A 20,646-nucleotide genomic window follows, 5' to 3' on the forward strand; every position below is an offset into this window, starting at 1 on the left:
CGCTCTTCCCTGTAGGACCGGTCGGTGGTCATCGGCGGCGCCCCTTGCGGGTCGCGCGGGTGGTGAGCTGTTCGTAGGCGGGGGCGTCACCGGAGCGGACGCGGTCCCAGGCCCGGGCGAACAGTTCGGGCACGGGCACCAGCGGCACCACGCCCGAGTAGGCGCGGACGGTGTACAGGCCTTCCTTCCAGCTCTCGACCGGGAGCGCGGGAGACCTCAGGTCCAGCCAGCCGCACGGCAGGAAGAGGGTGCGTCCGGCGCGGGCCCTCTTGGCCTCGACGACCAGGCCGCTCGCCGCGAGTTCGGTGCGCGCCTTCTTCGCCCGGGCGGGCTTCCAGCCGGTCCAGCGGGCGCGGTTGCGGTCCGTCGGGTCGGGCAGGGCGAGCAACTGGAGGTAGAGCGCCGCAGCGTCCTCGGCCAGGCCGTGGTGCGTGGCTACCTCGGCGACCAGCTCCGGCACGCTGAAGGCGGGGTCCTGGGCGTGTCCGGCGGCCCCGCCGGGGGCGCTGTCCGCCGCGAGCGCGCGGGCCAGTTCGTCGCCGAGGACGGTGCGCAGGGCCCACATGCCCTCGCCGCGTCCCGGCCCGACCAGCCCCTCCAGCAGACCGAAGACGGGGTCGTCGGGCGTCTTCAGCGCGCCCGGCCGGACCAGGACGGTCTCCTGGTCGCCGTACCAGGGGCGCAGCACCAGCGCCTGACCCACGTGCGTGAGACCGTGCGCGTCGGCGCCCCCGGTGGCGGGCAGCCCGTACGCCTTGCGCAGCTCGACCGCGGTGGAGGATCCCTTCTCCGTCCACGCGACGTCCAGGTCGATCAGCAGACCCGGATCGGCGACGCGCCGGCGCAGGGCGGCGAGGCTCTCCGGCAGCACGGACCGCAGGGGGTGCCCGTACGGAAGGGCGTAGGCGAGGGCGGCGAGGGCCGTCACGGCGCCCGTCAGGTGGTGCCGTCCGGGCACCGCCGAGGGGTCCTCCGCGACCAGGTTGCCGTCCTTGTCCGGCCGCTGCACCGTGGTGCGGCCGATCCACGCGGTCAGCCCCGGGTTGAGGACCTGCTCGGCCGAGCCGGTGGGCAGACCGCCGAGGGAGAGTTCCGCGGCGAGGTCCTCGGGCAGCCGCACGACCTCGCCCAGCCGCTCCGCCCACACCCGGCCCGCGGCCTGCGTGTCGGGACCGGCCGTCCACAGGTCGCCGGGGTTCGCGGGCAGCAGCGCCCCGACCAGGGCGGCCCGGTCACCGCCGCCGACCGTGGACAGCAGGGCGTCGCCGAGCTCCTTCTGACGCGGCTTCAGCCCGGTGGCGGCCGCCACTTCGGCGGTGAGCTGCTTGGGCTTCCCGGCGAGCAGCAGAGCGGCCTGTATGGGGCCGAGGCCGTCACGGGTCGCCGCGGCGAGGGCGGCGGGCGCCTCGGGCTGCCAGGGCGCCGGGCCCTTGTCCCGGACGAGAGCGGTGACGGCGGCCAGCGCCTCGGCGGGGAACGGCGCCGGGTGGGCGGTCTCCCGCTCCAGCGTGAAGTGGGCGACGGCCCCGAACATCCCGGACGGGTCGTGGTCCAGGGCGAGCCAGTGCACCCGTCCCGACTGCCGGTCCACGCTCTGGCAGCCCAGGACGACCACGACACGCCCGTCCCGGCGCAGCACCTGGCCGACGCGCTCCTGCTTGTCCTGCGGCTCGCTCAGCACGACCTCGCGCAGGGCGCCCCCGGCGCCGGCGAGCGGTCCGTCCGCGATCGCCTCCAGGAGCAGCAGCAGTGCCTCACGGTGCGTTTCGGTCACCGTGGCGGAGGCGGCCCGGTAGGCGAGCGGACGCAGCACGTCCAGCACCGGCGTCCACACCAGGCCGATGCCCGGCACCGTGAAGCCGTCGCTCTGCCAGCCGTCGGAGGCTCCGGCGGCCCGGGCGGCCTCGGGCAGCACCTTGCCGTCGGCGGGCTTCCCGGACAGCACGTGGTTCACGGCGCGGATCTGGCGCAGCGCGTTCCAGCGGACGTCGCTGCCCCACCAGCCGTGCAGCTCGGCGAGGCCGGTGGTGGCCTCGCGCAGCGTCGCGTCGTCGCCGTGCTCGGGCCTGAGGTCGGCGAACATGCCGTCGGTGCGCCGCCGTTCGGCCTGCGGGCGCTCGACGGGAGGCGCCACGAAGGCGGCGGTCGACTCCGCGAGCCGCAGTGCCGCGCGCACGAGCGCGGCCACCCCGGTGACGAGGTCGGTGTCACCGAGCGCGGGCAGAGCCCCGGCCACGACCTCCCGGACGACCTCGTCGGCGGGCGGTACGACGGCACCCGCCTCGGCCGTCCCGTCGACCAGCCGGGCCGCAGCCAGCTGCTCCTGACGCCGGATCAACGCCTGGGCCGCCGTCTTCAGCAGGTCCGCCGCCCGCTCGTCGGTCAGCGCGCGCAGCACCGCCGACGCGCGCTCGTCACGCGGCCGCAGGGCGTGCCAGAAGGCGACCGGGGGGACGAAACGGGTCCCCGCGGCGAACTCGCCGCCGCGCTCCATCGGCGTCACCCGGCCCAGTTCACCGGTGACGGACGTGTCGTCGCCCGCGTACAGGGCGATCTGCCGGTGCAGTGCGACGGCGACCGGTTCGGCTCCGCCGGGCAGGCGCAGCGCGCCGAGCAGGACGCCCGGGGCCCGGCCGCCGGTCCACGGCAGGGCGACCGTCCGGCCGTCCGGTGTACCCGCGACGGTCCGGGTGTCGGCGCCCTCGCCCTCGGTGCGCACCCAGCGGCCGAGCACGGTGCCGTCCGTGCCGAACGGGCTCCGCTCCAGGCCCGGGCGCAGCGGCAGCACCTCGCAGTGCTGCGGCAGCAGTTTGGCGTCCTCGCGGATGCCGGACGACAGGAACGCGGGCAGGGAGGCCCGCCCGTGGGTACCGGTGGCCGGGTCGTACTCGAGCCACACCTGCTGGGTGCCCTGCCGGCCCTGGCGCCAGTAGGTGGTGCCGTCGCCTATGACGCGGCGGCTCGGCGGCAGGACGGTGTCACCGGCGTGCAGCGTGCGGCCACCGGTGGCGCGGCCGCCCGCGGGCAGCGGGACGGAGGGCTCTCCGGCGTCATTGCCGCCGTACCAGTGCGGGATCTGCTCTCCGCCGAGCGGGAACACGTCGGCCGGGCGGCCCGACCAGTAGGCGACCTGCTTGCCGTCCTGCCGCCACATGACGAGGAGTTCGCCGTCGGTGTAGCGGTAGCGCGGACGCTGCCAGCGGTCCAGTTCGACGGGCAGCCGCAGGTCGTGCTCCAGCAGGATCTCGTCGGGGCCGACGACCAGCACCTTGTGGGCGCGGGCCAGGATCAGGGCGGGCCAGGCCTCGCTGACGCTCAGCGTGTCGTCGCGGTCGCGCCGGGTCTCGGCGTCCAGTCGGCGCAGCGCCTCGTCCAGCGCGGGCCAGCCCAGTTCGTCGAGGAGACCCGCGCGCAGCGTGTGTCCGAGCAGCGGTGCGACCGTGTGCGCGGCGACCCGGGCGACGGCCGCCGGGCTGACCCGGGCGGCGACCGCGCGGAAGGGCCGCAGCCGTTCCAGCGCCGCCCGCGCGGCGGGCAGTCCGACCGCCGCGGCGAGTTCCCCGGCCGCGTCGTCCAGCCACTCGCGCAGCACGTCGCCGAGGACCGGGTGGGCGGCCAGGCCCTCCAGCAGTTCGGCCGCGGGGCGGTGACCGGCCACGGTGCCGATGTCGGTGTACAGCATCCGCCGCAGCCGCGGGTCCGCCGCCGAGGCGGTCAGGTCGCGGGCGCCGGGCAGGGATTCGCGCAGCCAGCGGTCCAGGGACAGGTAGACCACCTGGTCGGCGGCGGGCAGCCGCAGCGGCACGCCCCGCGCCGCGCACAGGTCCAGCAGGTCGAGGTCGGCGCCCGCGTGCCAGCGGCCCGTGCACAGGTCCACGGGGCGGCCGAGGTCGCGCAGCCGGGGCGCCATCCGCTCCACCAGGGCCAGGGTGGCCGGGGAACGGCGGCTGACGTTGCCCCCGTGCTTGCGGTGCTGCGCCCACCGGCCGAGCCAGTCCGCCGGGTCCACGTCGCTCGCCGTCTCACCGGTGAGGAGCAGGTCCGCCCCGCACTCCGTGAGCAGCGCCAGCCAGAACTCGTCGTCCTCCACGGACCGTCCGAGGCCGGCCGGCATGATCTCCAGCAGCCGCTCCCGCACCTGGGGCCGCTGCTCGGCGAGGACCGCGAGCGTCGCCCGGTAGGCGTTCCAGAAGGACGCGGGCGCCCGGACCGCGGCGGGCGAGGACAGCAGGTCCGCGACCAGGCCGCACTCCTCGGTGACCCGGTCCAGACCCGCGGCCTTGACGAGACCGCGCGCGTCCTGCGGCAGGGAGGCGTAGGGCGGCATCCCGGCCGCGCAGCGCTCCACCGTCAGCTGCCGGAACTGCGACCAGGCCTCGCCCGCGTCGAGCCGCGCCGCGAGGGCCTTGACGTGCTCCTTGAGCGCCTTGACGGTGAGCGCCCCGGCGAAGGCGAACTCCAGGAACACGGCCCGCTGCCGCTCCTCGTCCACCTCCAGCGCGTGCACCCGCTCGGCCTCGCGGGCCTTGCCGAAGAACGCGGAGGCGTACGTGGTGTTCTCGTACTGGAGGAAGACGCGGGCGGCCTGCTCGTAGAAGGTGGGCAGGAAGTGCGGCACCGCACGGCCGAGCCGGGTGCCCAGCTCCTCGAAGCCGTCCTTGGCCGTGCCGGGACGGGACTTGGCCTGCCGCGCCAGCCGTTCCACGTCCTTGACCAGGGCCAGCGCGTGGTGGCCGTTGGCCGGGTCGTTGACCAGCGCCCAGGCGGGGAAACCGAGGGTCTCCCGGCGCACCTGGCCGACCTCGGGGGTCTGCGGCGCGCGGGTCAGCCCGAGGAAGTCCAGCGCCAGGTCCTCGGCCTCGCCCAGGGTGCCCGGCACCAGCCGCACGACGCGCCGGTCGTCCAGCGCGGGGTGGGTGTAGCTGCGGACGGTGAGGGTGTCGGCGTCCTCGCGGGTCGTGGTGCCCGGCGGGAGGACGGCGCCCGCGTCCAGCAGCGCCGCCGCGGTGGTCTCGTCGTAGGTCGTCATGCCACCCGCTCCTCGTCCTCGATGTCGCGCCCGGCGTACAGGGCCGCGGCCATGCGCATGCCTTCGGACCAGGCCACCGGCCCGACCTGACCCAGCTTCAGCGCGCGGCCCGCGGCGTCGGTGAACACCAGCGGGCCGGTCTCCGTCTCCTGGTAGCCCTCGTAGTCGCCGACCCAGACCCGGGCCTCGACGGTGCGGCCGTCCTCCAGGACGGAGACGACGGCGTGTCCGCCGCGCACCCGGTAGCCGAGCTGGGTGACCCTGCCGTGCAGGAACCGCTGCTCCTTGAACGCGCCCCCGGCGTACTCCTCGACCGAGGTGCCCTCCGCGTCGAGGGCCGCGGGGCGCCGCCACACCTCGCGGAAGAGCTGCTGCGCGCGCTGTTCGACGCCGAGCTCGACGGCGAACTCCCGCAGTTCCTCCAGGTCGTCGAGGAGCACGGGGTGCGGGAGGCGGACGAGGTCGGGGGTGATGCGGACGGTGTCGCCGTCGAGGTCGACCAGTCCGAGGCCGCGCTCCGGGTCGGCGTCCCGCAGGAACCCGGCCACCTCGCCGTCGGCCCCGGTGACGACCAGGTCGCGCAGGGCGCTCTGCCAGGCGGGGTCGGGCCACACCTGCGCGACGACCGCGAACGGCACCGGCAGCGAGCGCACCATCCACCGCTCCACGTCGGCCAGGCACTGCCGTTCGTGCCGCTCCAGCCATTCGGTGAGCTGACGCAGACCCACCACGGCCGGTTCGTCGGCGATCTTGGGCGGTACGGACTTCAACCGCCGCCCCGCCGCGTTGCGGCACACCACCTTGCCGTCGTCGAGGGCGACTTCGTAGTCGCCGGCCGACACCCACCCCATGTGTGCCTCCCGCACCCGCAGTGATCAAGTGACGGGAACTGTAGATCAGGCCACTGACAACGGGACCGGGAAGACGGCGCAACGGGCGCCGCTCCGTGCGCCGTCGGGAGGAAACCGCAGGTAATCGCCCTTTTCGAGGCGTTCAGGGAGCAGCTCGTGCCGCGGACCGACCGCACGCGCCACCCCGGGAACAAGCCGCCGGACCAGGTCCCGCGCGACTCCTCGGACCAAGCTCCGCGCGCCCCCTCGGGCCCAGCCCCGAACGAGACTTCGGCCCGGGCCCCGGACAAGTCCCGGGACCCGGGCCGGACTCCGGATCAGCCCTCGACCCAGCCGTGGTTCTTGGCGAACTGCGCCAGCCCGGCGCGCACCTGGACGATCTGCTCGCCCGTGAGCGAGGGCGCCGCCGTCAGGAGTGCCTCGGTGACGTCACGGGTGAACTCCTCGGTGCTGAGCACGTCGCACAGCACGTCGTCGTCGGCGGCCAGGGGCTTGCCGTCCTCACCCCGCGCCAGCCGCACCCCGGAGGCCTTCGGACCGCGCTCACCGTCCTCGATCTCGAACTCCACGACGAGGCCCCTGCGCACCTGCGACTCGGGCATCAGCATGTCGTTGACGTGGAGGAAGACGTCCTCCCCGCCGTCGTCGGGTGCAATGAAACCGTAACCGCGCTGACTGTCGAAGCGCACCACACGACCAGCGACCATCCCAACCCCCAGCAACCTCGAACACCCACATCGGTGGACCTGCCCAGATGGTAGTCAGACCGGCGGGGCACGGGCGACCCGGGCATCACGGTGCGCGGTACAGCGTGGTGAGCAGCTCGACCACGGCCTGGGTCGCGGGATGCGGGTCGTCACGCCACCACACCAGCCGGACGGCCACGGGCTCGGCGTCGCGCACCGGCCGGTAGACGACGCCGGGCCGCGGGTACTGGTTGGCGGTCGACTCGGCGGTCATGCCGACGCTGCGGCCGGTGGCGATCACCGTCAGCCAGTCGTCGACGTCGTGCGTCTCCTCCGTGGCGGGACGGGCGTCGGGCGGCCACAGCTCGGGCGTGGTGGTGCCGGTCCGGCGGTCGATGAGCAGGGTCCGGCCGCCGAGATCGGCGAGCCGCACCGACCGGCGCCGGGCCAGCGGGTCGTCGGCGGCCAGCGCGCACAGGCGCCGCTCCAGGCCGACGATCGCCGAGTCGAACCGCCTGCCCTCCAGGGGCCTGCGGACCACCGCCATGTCGCAGGCGCCCTCGGCGAGACCGGCGCTCGCGGAGTTCACCCGCACCAGCTGGAGGTCGGTCTCCGGGCGCTGCGCCGCCCACTGGCGCTGGAAGTCGAGGGTGTGGCGGCCGAGCGCCGACCAGGCGTAGCCGATGCGCAGCCGGGTGTGCCCCGAGGCCGCGTCCTGTACGAGGGCGTCCACCTCGGCCAGCACCCGTCGCGCGTGGGCCGCGACCCGCAGCCCCGTCGCGGTCGGTGTCACGGTCCGCGACGTCCGCCGCAGCAGCCTTGCTCCCAGCGCCCGTTCCAGCGAGGCCAGGGTGCGTGACACGGCCGCCTGCGAGACGCCGAGCACGGCGGCCGCGTCGGTGAACCCGCCCTCGTCCACGATCGCCACCAGGCACCGCAACTGCCGCAGATCCGGTCCCGGCCCCGGCTCCCGCTCTCCCAGATCCATGACTACAGCGTATAGATGAAGCTGCTCATGCATTTTGCGCAAGGCCGAGCGGGGAGGACGATCCCGGTATGTCTGCCGCGTCCGTCCCCGCACCCACACCCGCACCCGTCTCCACGACGACCGTCACCGCTCCCGTGCCCGAGGCGGGGCCCGGCGGTCGGCTGCGCCTCGCAGGGGTGCTCACCATGGCCGGCAGCGGACTGGCCAACCAGACCGGCGCGGCGATCGGCTCGCTCGCGTTCCCCGTGCTCGGACCCGTAGGGGTCGTCGCGGTGCGCCAGTACGTCGCCGCGCTCGTCCTGCTGGCCGTGGGCCGCCCCCGTCCGCGGTCCTTCACCCGGCGGCAGTGGGGTCCGGTCCTGCTGCTGGCCGTGGTCTTCGGGACGATGAACCTGTCGCTCTACACCGCCATCGACCGGGTCGGACTGGGCCTCGCGGTGACGCTGGAGTTCCTCGGGCCGCTGGCCATAGCGCTGGCCGCCGCGCGCCGCCGGGTCGACGCGGGCTGTGCGCTGATCGCGGCGGCGGGCGCGGTCACGCTGATGCGTCCGCGGCCCTCCACCGACTACCTGGGCCTGGGGCTCGGCCTGCTCGCCGCACTCTGCTGGGCGTCGTACATCCTGCTCAACCGCACGGTCGGCCGACGCGTCCCGGGGGCCCAGGGCCCCGCGGCGGCCGCGGCCGTGTCGGCCGTGCTGTTCCTGCCGGTGGGCGTCGTCCTGGTGGTGCGCCACCCGCCGACCGCCCAGGCCGTCGTCTGTGCCGTCGCCGCGGGGGTCCTCTCCTCGGCGGTGCCCTACCTCGCCGATCTCCTCACGCTGCGGTTCGTGCCCGCCGCCGCGTTCGGCCTGTTCATGAGCGTCAACCCGGTGCTCGCGGCGCTGGTCGGCCGGTTCGGGCTCGGGCAGCACCTCGGACTCGTCGACTGGGCGGCCGTCGGCGCCGTCGTCGGCGCCAACGCGCTCAGCATCCTGGTGCCGCGCCGGTGAACGCGCCGGCGGCCGGGGCGCGGGGCGGGGTCAGGACCCGGCGCGCTCCGCGTTGCGCTTCTTGATGCGGACGGTCTCCTTGCGGACCTCGGCCTGCGTGGCGCGCTCCTTCTCCAGCCACTCGGGCCCGGCGTCCTTGATGGCCTCGATCTGCTCGGTGGTGAGCGCCTCGGTCACCCCGCCGCGGGCCAGGCCGGCGATGGAGACGCCCAGCTTGGCCGCGACCACCGGACGCGGGTGCGGACCGGTCTCGCGCAGCTCGACCAGCCACCGGGGCGGGTTCGCCTGGAGCTCGTTCAGCTCGGCGCGCGAGACGACGCCCTCCTGGAACTCGGCGGGCGTGGCGGGGAGGTGCACACCCAGCTTCTTCGCCGCGGTGGCGGGCTTCATCGTCTGGGTGCTCTGCTGCGACTTCATACCGTCCAGGGTATCGGCCGCGGCGGAGGGCTCCGACCACAGCCGGTAGCCTTGCGGGATGACCGACTCGGCGGATTCCCCCTCGTTCCGGCTCGCGTACGTCCCCGGAGTGACGCCCGCCAAGTGGGTGCGGATCTGGCAGGAGCGCCTGCCCGACATCCCCCTCACCCTCCTCCAGGTGACCGCCGAGGAGGCCTCCGTCGTCCTGCGCGAGGGCGCCGCCGACGCCGCCTTCGTCCGCCTCCCGGTGGACCGGACGGTGTTCAGCGCGATCCCGCTGTACACGGAGACGACCGTCGTCGTGGTGCCCAGGGACCACGTGATCACGGCGGCCGAGGAGATCACCTTGGACGACCTGGCCGACGAGGTGGTCCTGCACCCCCTCGACGACGTCATGGGCTGGGAGCGGCCGCCCGGCGAGCCCGCCTTCGAGCGTCCGGCGACCACCGAGGACGCCGTCGAGCTGGTCGCCGCGAACATCGGCGTCCTGGTCGTCCCGCAGTCGCTGGCCCGCCTCCACCACCGCAGGGACCTCACCTACCGCACGGTCGCCGACGCTCCCGGGTCGGACGTCGCCCTCGCCTGGCCGGAGGAGGCGACCACCGACCTGGTCGAGGACTTCATCGGCATCGTCCGGGGCCGCACCGTGAACAGCACGCGGGGCCGCGACCGGCAGGCTCCGGCCGAGGCGCCCAAGGGCGAACGGCGCAAGCCGCAGCCGGGCGGCGCCGCGCGCAGGAGCACCGCCCAGGGCGCCGCCCGCGGTCGCGGCGCGGGCGCCAAGGGCGGGGCGGCGAGGGGCGGGGCCGCGAAGGGCGGCGGCCGGCGCGGTACCGGCGGCGGAAAGCCCCGCCGCCGTTCGTAGCGCGCCACCGGCGGCGCGGGTCCGCCGCCGGCAGCGGTGCGTCCCCGCACGTCAGGGCTGGTACGTCGCCGCGCTCGCGGTGCTCACCGCCTTCGCCCCGTCGGCCGCGCCGAGCAGTCCCGCGGCCACCCAGGCGTCCACGACGGTCCGCACCCGTGCCACCAGTGCGGGCTTTCCGGCGAAGGGAGCCGCCGCCCAGACCTCGTCGAGCAGGGTGGTGCCGTCCGCCTTCGCCGGGTTGGCGACACCCGAGTCGGTGTTCCCGAACACGATCCGGGGCTCGGCCCGCCGCACGTAGGCGTGGGTCGGATCCTCGGTGCCCTCGAAGAAGGGGGCGAACTCCGTGCCGTCGAGAGTGAAGTGCAACGGCTTCCCGCTCACCGCGGTGAGGGACGGCAGCAGGTCGCCGGAGAGCGCCGCGTCGCGGTAGAGGCCGCACTTCAGGTACGTCGTCGCAAGGTCGCGGGCGACGAGGTTGACGGGGCCGAGGAACAGCGTCTGGAGGGCCGGGTCGTCGGCGGCCTTCTCCACCCGCAGCCGGAAGGGCATGGTCACGCGGACGACGTCACCGTCCCGCCAGGTCCGCGACACCGTGAAGTAGCTGCCGGGCACGGGTGTCCCGCCGGCCCTGCGCCCGTTGACCGTCACCTGGAAGCCGGCCGTCGCCCAGGACGGCACGCGCAGCCGCAGCGCGAAGGCGGCCGTGCGTCCCCGCACGGTGAGCGTGGTGCCCTGCTCGCGCGGGAAGTCGGTGCTCTGCGTGACGGTGACGCCCTTCTCGGCCCAGGTCAGCACGGACGGGCTGTAGAGGTTGACGTACAGCGCCCCGCCGTCGGCGGCCCTGAAGTACACCGAGTCCTGGTACTTGGTGGCGCTCTCCATGCCGGTGCCCTCGCAGCAGGTGGTGCCCTGCTTGGGCGTGTAGTCGCGCACATGGCCGGGTTCCAGCCCGATGAAGTACGTGACCAGCGGCTTCTCCGCGTCCGGGGCGTCCTGCCTGGAGCCGAGGACCTGGTTGAACAGGGTCCGCTCGTAGTAGTCCATGTAGGCGGGGTCCTGCTCGTGGAAGAAGAGCGTCCGGCTCAGCTTGAGCATGTTGTACGCGCAGCACGTCTCGGCGGTGCTCGCGCCGATCGTCCCCGCGATGACGTCGCGCGCCTTCCAGAACTCGCCCGTGCTCGTGCCGCCGATGCCGTACATGCGGTGCGGTACGACCATCCGCCAGAAGTTCTTCGCGGCGGTGAAGTAGCGCGTCTCGCCCGTCGCGTCGTACAGCCGCACCAGACCGGTGAAGATCGGGATGTGCTGGTTGGCGTGCAGTCCGTCGAGGGTGTCGGTGTCGGCCGCGCAGGCGTCGATGAGCTTGTCGAGGTCGAACAGCTTGGCCAGCGCGAGGTGTTCGGCCTTGCCGGACAGTGCGTGCAGATCGCAGATCGCCTCGACGATGCCGCCGAACTCACCGCTGGAGAAGAGGCCCCACATGCGCTGGAGCGTGGCGTCGGGCAGCTTCGACAGCCGGGAGTACATCCAGTCGCCCATGCCGGACGCCAGGTCGAGCGCCCGGTCGTCGTCGGTGGCGAGGTGGGCGTCCAGCAGTCCCCTAAGGATCTTGTGGGCGGTGTAGTAGGGCGCCCACACCTTGGTGTAGTCGCTGCCCGTCATGGACTCCAGCTGGATGAACTGGGTCTCCGGGTACGCCGCGAGGAACCCTGGATGACTCGGCCCGCCCCAGGTGCGGCGCAGGGTGGCGGTCAGGCCGCGGCCCGAGGCGTCCGCGAACGTGCTCCCCGAGGTCTCGTCGAAGGCGTACGAGACGAGGTCGCCGGTGGCCCGGCCGCTCTGGAGGGCGGTGACCTCGGCGGCGGTCAGCGCGCGCGACCAGGCGTCGAAGCCGCCGAAGGCGCCCGCGAAGACGGGGTCGGAGGCGTAGTGGGACCGGCCGAGCCAGTGACCGGTGAGGGTGCCGAGGGCGGCCGGGGTGAGGGTCATCGCGGTGTTGCGCGCCACGGCCGTGCCGTTCACGTACAGGGTGCCCGTGCCCCCGCCGAGGGTCACCGCGAGATGGCTCCACTGGTTCAGGGGCAGCGCGGCCGTCCCCTCGAGTCCCTGCTCCGCGCCCGCTCCGCCGGTCGTGACGGCGAACCGGGGCACCCCGCGCGCGTTGCGGGAGGCCAGGTACAGGTAGCGGGTCGTGTCGTTGCCGAAGTCGAGGATCCGCGTCCAGGCGGCGTCGTGCGTGGGCTTCACCCAGGCGGCGAGGGTGACCTCGGTGGCGGCGCCGAGCACGCCGGACGGCAGGTCGACGTACCGGTAGGAGCCGCGGACGTGCTCCACGGCCGTACCGGACCTGCCCTCGGTGGTCAGCACCACGGGCTCGTGCCGCAGCGCCTCGCGCACCTGGGTCAGGGCGCCGACCGCCGTGCCGATCCGGTCGGCGAACACCTGCTCGCCGGTGCTCGCGCAAGCCTGCGAGAGCATCGTCAGGAAGTGACCCGTGTAGTGGCCGCGGAGATTGCCGTTGGCCTCCCCGTCCAGGCCTTCCCAGCCCCCGGGGGCGACCGCGCCGAGTGTGGAGAGACCGGCGTTGGCGCGGAAGACCTGGAGGAGCCGGTTCACGTCGTATCCGCGGGCGTGGTCGAGCATCAGCTGCCGCTTCGCGCCGAAGACGCCGGGGCCGAGTGCGACGTCCCCGAGGCCGAAGGGCAGGAGGGTCCAGGCGGCCGGGGGCGGGAGCGTGGCCGCGCGGGCTTCGGCGCCGGCCGCGGCGGGGAGCGCGGGAACGGCCGCCGCGAGCATCGCGCTGCGCAGGAGGGTGCGTCGGGTGAGGGGCGGTGCCATGTGCTGCTCCTCGGGTCCACAGGTGGTCGGTACGGTGACCGGGCGGGTGATCGGACGGGTGACCGCCCCCGTTGTTCGATATCGCGAACAATGTGCGAACAGTCGACCAGACGTTAGAGGGGTGACGGTGGACCGTCAACGGTCCTGACGGGACGGAAAGTTGCGGACGTCCACCGGGCCCCGCCCTACTTCCCGGCCGCCCGCCCGATCGACTCCACCAGCGGCAGCACCCGGTGCGGCACGCGCTCGCGCAGTGCGACCTCGGTGCGGGTGCGGACCACGCCCGGCAGGCTGATCAGCGTCTGGATCACGTCCTCCAGGTGCGCGTTGTCCCGCGCCACGACCCGGGTGAGGAGATCGCCGCCGCCGGTGATGGAGAACGCCTCCATGATCTCCGGTACGGCGGCCAGCGCGTCGCCCACGTCGTCGAGATGTCCCTGGGTCACCTCGATGTGCACGAACGCGAGCACCGGATGACCCAGCGCGGCGGGTGAGAGGGAGGGGGCGGTGCCGGTGATGACGCCGTCGCGCTCCAGTCGGTCCAGCCGGGCCTGGAGCGTGCCGCGCGCCACGCCGAGCAGTCGGGCGTACTCGCGCACGCTCGTCCTCGGCTGCTCGAGCAGCAGGCGCAGGATGCGGGTGTCCAGTTCGTCCACGGCCATCCGGCGGGCCTCCTCGCGCGTTCGTGATCGGCGCCGACTGTACCAATGGCCCAGCGCGGCGGGCGGGACGCGCGCCACCGGTCGCGGGGGAGCCGTCGCACACGGTGGGCCGTTGGCCGGCTGAGGGCGGAGCGGTGTCGCCGATGACTGGGCCAATGGCCCAGTGGGATCGGGTCCTGTTGAACCACCGGCCGCACGGATGCTCAAATGGCGGAGTCGATGGCGCTGCGGACCTCCGCGGCGCCTTTTTCATGTGCCCGCGGTGGCGGGACGCCGGGGTGGGGAAAGGGCGGGGCCGACTTGCTGAAGAGGGCGTTCGTGGCACCGGATCCGGGACGGGTGCGACTGCGGTTCGCGTCCCGGGCCGTGCTCGGCATCGGACTGGCCGTGGCGTCGTGCGGTCTGACCGGGCACTCGCTGGTGGCGACGATCACCGGGGGGCTGGCCGCGCTGCTCGCGCTCTTCACCGTCACGGACGCGACGGTGCGCGACCAGGCCGTGACCACCGCGCTGCTGCCCGCCGCCGGTCTGCCCGTACTGACCCTCGCGGCCTTCCTGCACGCCGTGCCCGCCGCCCGGGACGCCGCCTTCCTCGCCGTCGTGGGTGTCGGTGTCTACGCCAGGCGCTGGGGACCGCGGGGACACTCGCTCGGGGTGTTCGCGTTCATGACGTTCTTCGCCGCCCAGTTCCTGCACACCGTCCCCGACCGGCTGCCCGGGCTTGCCTCCGCCGTCCTGCTGTCGGTCGCCACGGCGGCCGCGGTGCGCTTCGGGGTGTGGCCCTACGAACGACACCTGCCTGCCCCGGCGGCCGTCGCCCCGCCGGCCGACGGGACGGGGCTGGCGCGGATCACCACGCGGCAGGCGGTCCAGGCGACGGTCGGCGCCGGGTTCGCCCTGGTCGTCGGCCAGGCCCTGTCGGACCAGCGGTGGTACTGGGCCGTCGGCGCCACCTGGTGGGTGTTCGTGAACACCACCTCGCGCGGCGAGACCCTCGTCCGCGGATTCCGGCGGTTCCTCGGAACCGTCCTCGGGATCGTGCTGGGCCTGGCCGTCGCCCTGCCCCTGCACGGGGAGCCGGTCGCGACCGCCACCGTCGTGGCGGCCGGCGTCTTCGGGATCTTCTACACCGCCGCCGTGTCGTACACCTGGATGATGCTCTCCGTCACCGTCATGGCGAGCGCGCTGTACGGCCTGCTCGGCCTGCTCGACCCGGCGCTGCTCGCCCTGCGGGTGACCGAGACGGCCGTCGGCGCCCTGGGGGCGGTGCTCGCGGTGCTGCTGGTGCTGCCGGTGACCACCCACTCCGTCACCGACGCCTGGGTGGAACGCGCCCTGCGCTGCGTGCACGTGTGCACCGCCGAGGCCGCCGCCCGGCTCGCGGGCTCCGCGACGGCCGACCCGGCCGGGCGGGTGGCCGAACTCGAGCAGATCCTCGCCCGGGTCCGGCTGTCCCTGGCGCCGCTCGTCCACCCGCTCAGCCCGCTGCCGGCCCGCAAGGGCCGGGCCCGGCACGTGTTGGCGCTGCTCGACGACTGCGCCCGTGAGGTGCGCGGACTCGCCTCGGTCGCCGCCGACCCCGAGGCGTCCCACGACACGCGGCTCGTCGCCGCCTGCTGGCGGGTGGAGGCCGCCGTCGAGGCGCTCACCGCACCGCGGGCGGGCGGACGGACCGACCCGGCGCTCACCGCCGTCGCGTCGTCCGCCGCCGTGTCCGAGCCGGTGCTGCTCCATCTGCACGCCCTGGAGCGTGCCCTGCTCGAACTCGCCGGACCCCTGCGCGGCTCGGGACGCGTGTCGATCGGCGCCTGACCGGAAGCCCCGACCGGCCCTCCCCGCCGGGGCGCGGCGGCCATCCGGCCCGGGTGGCGCCGCGCCCGCGGCAGAGCGTGCCTGGTCTAGACCGCTCGTGATCGGCTGCTACCGTCACCCCGAGCAGCAGCGTGAGCAGCGGCAGCGGCGACCCGGGAGGGGACAGCGGTGGCAGACCTCGGCGGCAGGCGACGGCGGGCGTTCATCGGCTCTTTCACGGCGGCCGGAGGGCCCGGGATCGTGGCCGCGGCCGTGGACCCGGCCGACGGCGCGCTGACCGTCCTGGGCAGCGTGAACGGCGTCCCCGACCCCTCCTACCTGGCCCTCTCCGCCGCCGGGGACACGCTCTACGCGGTCAGCGAGACGGCGGACGGCGCCGTGGTCGCCTACCGGGTGACGGGCGACGCCCCCGAACAGGCCGGGCCGCCCGTGCCCGTCGGCGGCAGCGGCCCCACCCACCTCAGCGTGTTCGACGGGCACGTCCTCACCGCCAACTACGGCTCCGGGAGCGTCACCGCCGTACCGGTCCGACCCGACGGCACCCTGGCCCGGGTGGCGTCCGGCGTCCTGCGGCACACCGGCTCGGGCCCGCACACGCGGCGCCAGCAGGCGCCGCACGCCCACCAGGTGCAGCCCGACCCGAGCGGCCGCTGGGCGGTCAGCGTGGACCTCGGCACCGACTCCGTCCGGGTATGCGCCCTGCGCGACGGCGCGCCCGTCCTGCACCGGGAGCACGCGCTGCGGCCCGGCTCCGGACCGCGCCACCTGGCCTTCCACCCGAACGGCACCCACGCGTACGTGGTCAACGAACTCACCCCGACCGTCACCGTCTGCCGCTGGGACGCCTCGGACGGCTCCCTGAAACCGCTGGCCGAGGCCCCCGTGCTGCCCGGCGCGCCGGCCGGGGACGCCTACCCCTCGGGCCTGGCCGTCTCGCACGACGGCCGGTTCGTGTGGACCGCCACCCGGGGCGAGGACGTGATCTCCGTCTTCGCCGTGGAGGGCGGGGGAGAGGCCCTGCGGCTCGTCGGAACCGTGTCCTGCGCCGGACACTGGCCCCGCGCCGTCGCCCGGTCCGGCGGGTACCTCTACGTCGCGAACGAACGCTCGGGCGACGTCACCTGGTTCACCCTCGACCCGGAGACGGGCCTGCCGCGCAGAGCCGGCGCGATCCCGGTCCCCGCGGCCTCCTGCGTGGTCCTGGACTGAATCCCCCCGGACGGCCGCCGACAGCGCCCGCGCACGGGTCCGTCCGGCCGCCGGGGTGACGCGAAGGGCCCGCTCCGCAGTGGAGCGGGCCCTTCGTCCGTACGTGCGTCCTGACAGCGGCTAGCGGACCGGCGCGCCCTGGGGCTGCGGCGGTGCGATGCCGAGGGCGGTCGTGTACTTGGCCAGCGCGAGCTTGCCGATGGCCGGGTAGGGGCCGAGCGCCTCCGCGGCGGCGCAGCCGGCTTCCCGGGCGGCCTCCTCGATCAGCGTGGCGTCGATCTCCGGGCCGATCAGGTACGGCGCCAGGGCCAGCTGCTGCGAGCCCGAGGAACGCAGCTGCTCGGCGACGGAGGCGATGGAACCCTCCTGGTCGAGCGCCGCGGCCATCACCGGCACGGCGAGGCGCGCGGCGAGCAGCATGCCGGTGATCCCGGCGGCCTGGACGGCCTCCTCGCCGCCCACGGAGGCGAGGATGATGCCGTCCGCGGCGGTGGCCACGGTGAACAGCCGGGCGCGGTCGGCGCGGGCGAGGCCGGCCTCGGACAGCCGCACGTGCAGCGCCTCGGCGAGCAGCGGGTGCGGGCCGAGCACATCGGTCAGCTCGGCCGCGATCCGGCTCTCCATGACGGCCTGGCGGACCTGGCGCAGCAGCGCGCTGTCCGGACCGGCCAGCAGCGGCACGACCACGGCGACGGGACCGTCGGGCTCCTTGACGTCCAGACCGGCGGCACGGGCCTGCTCGAAGCGGGCGGTGCGCTCCTCGGCGGCGTGCGTCAGGACGGACGGGAGGGTCGGGAAGTCGGTGTCGTCCCCGTCGAGGTAACCGATACGCGCGTCCAGGCCGGGCAGCTCGGAGCGGGCGATGCTCACGATCTCCTCGGCGAGGCCACGGGTCGCGGCGCTCGGTCGGCCCGGCACCGCGAGGACGAGCGCGGGCGCGCCCTCGGGAGCCGCCAACGGCTCGGGTCGGCGGTGCCGCCCGGGCTGGCGAGGCCGCGGCATTCGTACTGGCAGGCCGGACGCGGGCCCAGTGGGGGAGCTCATGGCGACGCATGTTACTGGCTTCCTGGGCTCCCCTGTTCGGGGAGGGTGCACGTGAGCGGTATCCGTCCGGTTTTGTCTGATGAGTTACGTACGGATCAGAAGTGATCAGCGTGTTTTCCAGGTGACTTGCCCGCGGAGGGGTGAATCCACCTTTTGGGGCATGACGTACGTTCCCTACGCACGATGCATCAGTCGGGCTTCAGCCGGGGCGAGTCACCGACAGCAGCCTCTCCTCGCCCGGCAGGACGAGCGTGCCGGTGGCCAGTGCGGTGGCGATCCGTACCGCGCCCTCCAGCGGATCGCCTTCGGCGGGCACGCGCCGGGCGTGCGGCAGGCGTGCCGCCAGTTCCTCCGCCAAGGGGACGAGCAGGGTGTCGCCCAGTTCGAGCAGGCCACCGGTGAAGGCGATCTCGGGTTCCCCGTCGGCCGGGCACACGGCGGCGGCCGACTCGGCCAGGTGACGTGCCGCCGTGCGCAGGATGCCGTCGGCGACCGCGTCCTTTCGTGCGCAGGCGGCCACGAGGGGCGCGAAGGAGGCGAGGACGGCGGGGCGGTCCGGACGCGGGTAGAGCAGGGCGGGCAGCCCGGTCATCGGCCCGAACCGTTCCTCGGCCCGCACCAGAAGGGCGGTGGATCCGCCGGCCCGGCCGTCGTACGCGCGCAGGGCCGCCTCCAGTCCGGCCCGCCCGATCCAGGCGCCGCTTCCGCAGTCGCCCAGCAGATGGCCCCAGCCGTCCGCCCGCCGCCAGGTCTTCAGGTCGGTGCCGATCGCGACGACGCCCGTGCCCGCGGCCACCACGGCGCCGGGCCGCGGACCGAGCGCGCCGGCGTAGGCGGTGACGGCGTCGGCGGCCAGCGCGACCTCACGCACCCCGAACTCCCGTGCCAGGGCACCCGGCAGTTCGGCGCGCAGCGCGTCCCCCAACGTGCCGAAGCCCGCCGCGCCCACCACCGCCGTGACCGGGCGGCGGACGCCGGTCTCGTCGGACAACGCACGCACCAGCGGGGTCAGTCGGGCCATCAGATGCTCGGGGTCGATGCCCCGCGGGCCGGTACGGACCGGCACCGCGGACGCCCGCCGGGCCGGCGCACCACGTGCGACGGTCCCCAGCGCGACCCGCAGACCCGAACCGCCCGAATCCACGGCGAGGATGCCGTCCTGGCCGTGCCCGCCGTCCCGGCCGTCGTGACGACCGTGGCCCGTGCCGACCCGTGCGTCGGATCCCGGGCCGGCATCGGCGGTCACGGCAGGCGCCAGTCCACCGGTTGTCCTCCCTGCCGCACCAGCAGGTCGTTGGCCCTGCTGAACGGGCGTGAGCCGAAGAAGCCGCGGTCCGCCGACATGGGGGAGGGGTGCGCGGACTCCACCGAGGGCAGATCCCCCAGCAGCGGACGCAGGTTGCGGGCGTCGCGGCCCCACAGGACGGACACCAGCGGCTTGCCGCGCGCCGCCAGCGCCCGTATCGCCTGCTCGGTGACCTCTTCCCACCCCTTGCCCCGGTGCGCGGCGGGCTTGCGCGGGGCCGTGGTGAGCGCCCTGTTGAGCAGCAGCACCCCCTGCTGCGTCCACGGCGTCAGATCACCGTCGGACGGCTGGGACAGGCCCAGGTCGGTGGTCAGCTCCCGGTAGATGTTGATCAGGCTGCCGGGCAGCGGGCGGACGTCCGGGGCCACCGAGAACGACAGGCCCACCGCGTGCCCGGGCGTCGGATAGGGGTCCTGCCCGACGATCAGGACGCGGACGTCGTCGAAGGGCTGCTGGAAGGCCCGCAGGACGTTCTTCCCGGCGGGGAGGTAGGTGCGTCCGGCGGCGATCTCCGCGCGCAGGAAGTCGCCCATCTCGGCGATCTTCCCGGCGACGGGTTCGAGGGCCTTCGCCCACCCCGGTTCGACGATCTCATGCAAGGGTCGTGGTGCCACGGCGTCACCCTACTGCCGTACACACGGCGGTGATCAACCGGTGGCCAAGGCCGCACGGCCCGCCCGCACGCGCCGTCCGGCTCATCCGACCACCGCGGCCCGTACGCACAGGACGTCCGGCAGGTGCGAGGCCAACTGCCGCCAGCTGTCGCCGTCGTCGGCCGAGGCGAACACCTCGCCGTTGCGGTTGCCGAAGTAGACGCCCGCCGGGTCCGCGTCGTCCGTGCACAGGGCGTCGCGCAGCACCGTGCCGTAGTGGTCCTCCTGGGGCAGGCCCGCCGTGAGCGGCTCCCAGCTCTCGCCCGCGTCCGAGGTGCGGAACACCCGGCAGCGGCGGTCGGCGGGCACCCGGTCGGCGTCGGCGTTGATGGGGAACACGTACGCCGTGTTCCCGCGGGCCGGGTGCGCGGCGACGGCGAAGCCGAAGGTGGAGGGCAGCCCCGCCCCGATGTCCTTCCACCGCCCGCCCCGGTCGTCGCTGCGGTAGACCCCCCAGTGGTTCTGGAGGTAGAGGCGGTCCGGGTCCGCCGCGTCCCTGGCCACCTTGTGCACGCACTGGCCGAACTCCGGGTTCGGATCCGGCAGGAACACCGCGGAGACACCGGAGTTGGCGGGCGCCCAGCTCTCGCCGCCGTCGCTCGTGCGGAACACCCCGGCGGTGGACACGGCCACGGTGACCGACCGCGGGTCCCGGGTGTCGGTGAGGACCGTGTGCAGCCCCTCGCCGCCGCCACCGGGCACCCACTTCGAGCGGGTCGGGTGCTCCCACAGCGGACGGACCAGCTCGAAGCTCTCGCCGCGGTTCTCCGAGCGGTACAGCGCGGCCGGCTCCGTGCCCGCGTACACCACGTCCGGTTCGGCGGCCGCCGGGTGCAGCTGCCACACCCGCTCCAGCGACGCCTGCGTGTCCTTGGGGAACCTGACCGCTGGGGCGGCCGGTTCGGTCCAGGTGCGGCCGAGGTCGTCGGAGTGGAACACCGACGGACCCCAGTGCGCGCTGTCGCCGCCCGCCAGCAGCCGCGGGCGCTCACCGCGGGTGTCCACGGCGACCGAGTAGATCGCCTGCGCGTTGAAATAGGGCGATGCGTCGAACTCCCACGAGCCACCGCGCCGACGCCCGATGAACAGGCCTTTGCGCGTGCCCACGGCGAGCAGTACCTCGGTCATGCCGATCACCTCCGCTGTGTCCTCGACGTCTTTGTCGCAGACATCGGCCAGTTTGCACCCCAGCACTGACAGCCACCCCATCGGACGCCGTCGCCGCAGGTCAGAGCGGCGATGGCGGGCCGGGAGGCGGGGGACCGCGGCCGCTTCCGACAGCCGGCCTGCGCGGTCG

General features: G+C 74.6%; 15 protein-coding genes. 4 read left to right on the top strand and 11 right to left on the bottom strand.

Annotation, left to right across the window (positions count from 1 at the left end):
* Positions 1-28: 28 nt before the first annotated feature.
* The 4 genes from Saso_RS08140 to Saso_RS08155 form a co-directional block, all read right to left on the bottom strand.
* Positions 29-5,029, bottom strand: coding sequence for a hypothetical protein (locus tag Saso_RS08140; protein ID WP_189922730.1), 5,001 nt, complete (start codon positions 5,027-5,029; stop codon positions 29-31).
* A complete protein-coding gene (locus tag Saso_RS08145; RefSeq protein WP_189922728.1) occupies positions 5,026-5,880 on the bottom strand; it encodes a DUF4132 domain-containing protein in 855 nt (284 codons plus the stop codon). Before Saso_RS08145 ends, Saso_RS08140 begins: the two co-directional genes overlap by 4 nt.
* Positions 5,881-6,197: 317 nt before the next feature.
* Positions 6,198-6,587, bottom strand: coding sequence for a cold-shock protein (locus Saso_RS08150; RefSeq protein ID WP_189922726.1), 390 nt, complete (start codon positions 6,585-6,587; stop codon positions 6,198-6,200).
* 85 nt (positions 6,588-6,672) lie between these two features.
* Complete coding sequence (locus tag Saso_RS08155) at positions 6,673-7,554, bottom strand: LysR family transcriptional regulator (protein WP_189922724.1); 882 nt, start codon at positions 7,552-7,554, stop codon at positions 6,673-6,675.
* 68 nt (positions 7,555-7,622) lie between these two features.
* Here Saso_RS08155 and Saso_RS08160 point away from each other — a divergent pair, with 68 nt between their 5' ends.
* Positions 7,623-8,543, top strand: coding sequence for an EamA family transporter (locus tag Saso_RS08160; RefSeq protein WP_189922722.1), 921 nt, complete (start codon positions 7,623-7,625; stop codon positions 8,541-8,543).
* Between the two features lie 30 nt (positions 8,544-8,573).
* On the opposite strand, the gene Saso_RS08165 is transcribed toward Saso_RS08160, so the two are convergent.
* The gene (locus Saso_RS08165; RefSeq protein WP_189922720.1) at positions 8,574-8,960 is read right to left on the bottom strand and encodes a DUF5997 family protein; all 387 of its coding nucleotides are present in this window, start codon (positions 8,958-8,960) and stop codon (positions 8,574-8,576) included.
* A gap of 58 nt (positions 8,961-9,018) precedes the next feature.
* Between Saso_RS08165 and Saso_RS08170 the strand changes: the two genes are divergently transcribed.
* On the top strand, positions 9,019-9,825 hold the full coding sequence (locus Saso_RS08170; protein WP_189922718.1) for a LysR family substrate-binding domain-containing protein: 807 nt from the start codon (positions 9,019-9,021) through the stop codon (positions 9,823-9,825).
* Between the two features lie 51 nt (positions 9,826-9,876).
* Here the strand turns inward: Saso_RS08170 and Saso_RS08175 are convergent, their stop codons facing one another.
* A complete protein-coding gene (locus Saso_RS08175; RefSeq protein WP_189922716.1) occupies positions 9,877-12,663 on the bottom strand; it encodes a beta-L-arabinofuranosidase domain-containing protein in 2,787 nt (928 codons plus the stop codon).
* Between the two features lie 185 nt (positions 12,664-12,848).
* Complete coding sequence (locus Saso_RS08180) at positions 12,849-13,325, bottom strand: Lrp/AsnC family transcriptional regulator (protein WP_189922714.1); 477 nt, start codon at positions 13,323-13,325, stop codon at positions 12,849-12,851.
* Between the two features lie 300 nt (positions 13,326-13,625).
* Between Saso_RS08180 and Saso_RS08185 the strand changes: the two genes are divergently transcribed.
* Both Saso_RS08185 and Saso_RS08190 read left to right on the top strand, forming a co-directional pair.
* Positions 13,626-15,137 (top strand): FUSC family protein, encoded by a 1,512-nt coding sequence (locus Saso_RS08185; RefSeq protein WP_229901306.1) that lies wholly within the window; start codon positions 13,626-13,628, stop codon positions 15,135-15,137.
* 168 nt (positions 15,138-15,305) lie between these two features.
* The gene (locus Saso_RS08190; protein WP_189922712.1) at positions 15,306-16,346 is read left to right on the top strand and encodes a lactonase family protein; all 1,041 of its coding nucleotides are present in this window, start codon (positions 15,306-15,308) and stop codon (positions 16,344-16,346) included.
* A 120-nt stretch (positions 16,347-16,466) separates the two neighbouring features.
* Here Saso_RS08190 and Saso_RS08195 read toward each other — a convergent pair whose 3' ends face one another.
* From Saso_RS08195 to Saso_RS08210, 4 genes are all read right to left on the bottom strand, one after another.
* Positions 16,467-17,390 carry a sirohydrochlorin chelatase gene (locus Saso_RS08195; RefSeq protein ID WP_189922710.1) on the bottom strand — a complete coding sequence of 308 codons (924 nt, stop codon included), beginning with the start codon at positions 17,388-17,390 and terminating at the stop codon, positions 16,467-16,469.
* Between the two features lie 199 nt (positions 17,391-17,589).
* Positions 17,590-18,543 (bottom strand): N-acetylglucosamine kinase, encoded by a 954-nt coding sequence (locus Saso_RS08200; protein ID WP_229901319.1) that lies wholly within the window; start codon positions 18,541-18,543, stop codon positions 17,590-17,592.
* Between the two features lie 89 nt (positions 18,544-18,632).
* Positions 18,633-19,310, bottom strand: coding sequence for a uracil-DNA glycosylase (locus Saso_RS08205; RefSeq protein WP_189922706.1), 678 nt, complete (start codon positions 19,308-19,310; stop codon positions 18,633-18,635).
* An 81-nt stretch (positions 19,311-19,391) separates the two neighbouring features.
* On the bottom strand, positions 19,392-20,543 hold the full coding sequence (locus tag Saso_RS08210; protein ID WP_189922704.1) for a WD40/YVTN/BNR-like repeat-containing protein: 1,152 nt from the start codon (positions 20,541-20,543) through the stop codon (positions 19,392-19,394).
* Between the last annotated feature and the right edge of the window lie 103 nt (positions 20,544-20,646).

The organism is Streptomyces asoensis, assembly GCF_016860545.1.
Lineage (GTDB): Bacteria > Actinomycetota > Actinomycetes > Streptomycetales > Streptomycetaceae > Streptomyces > Streptomyces asoensis.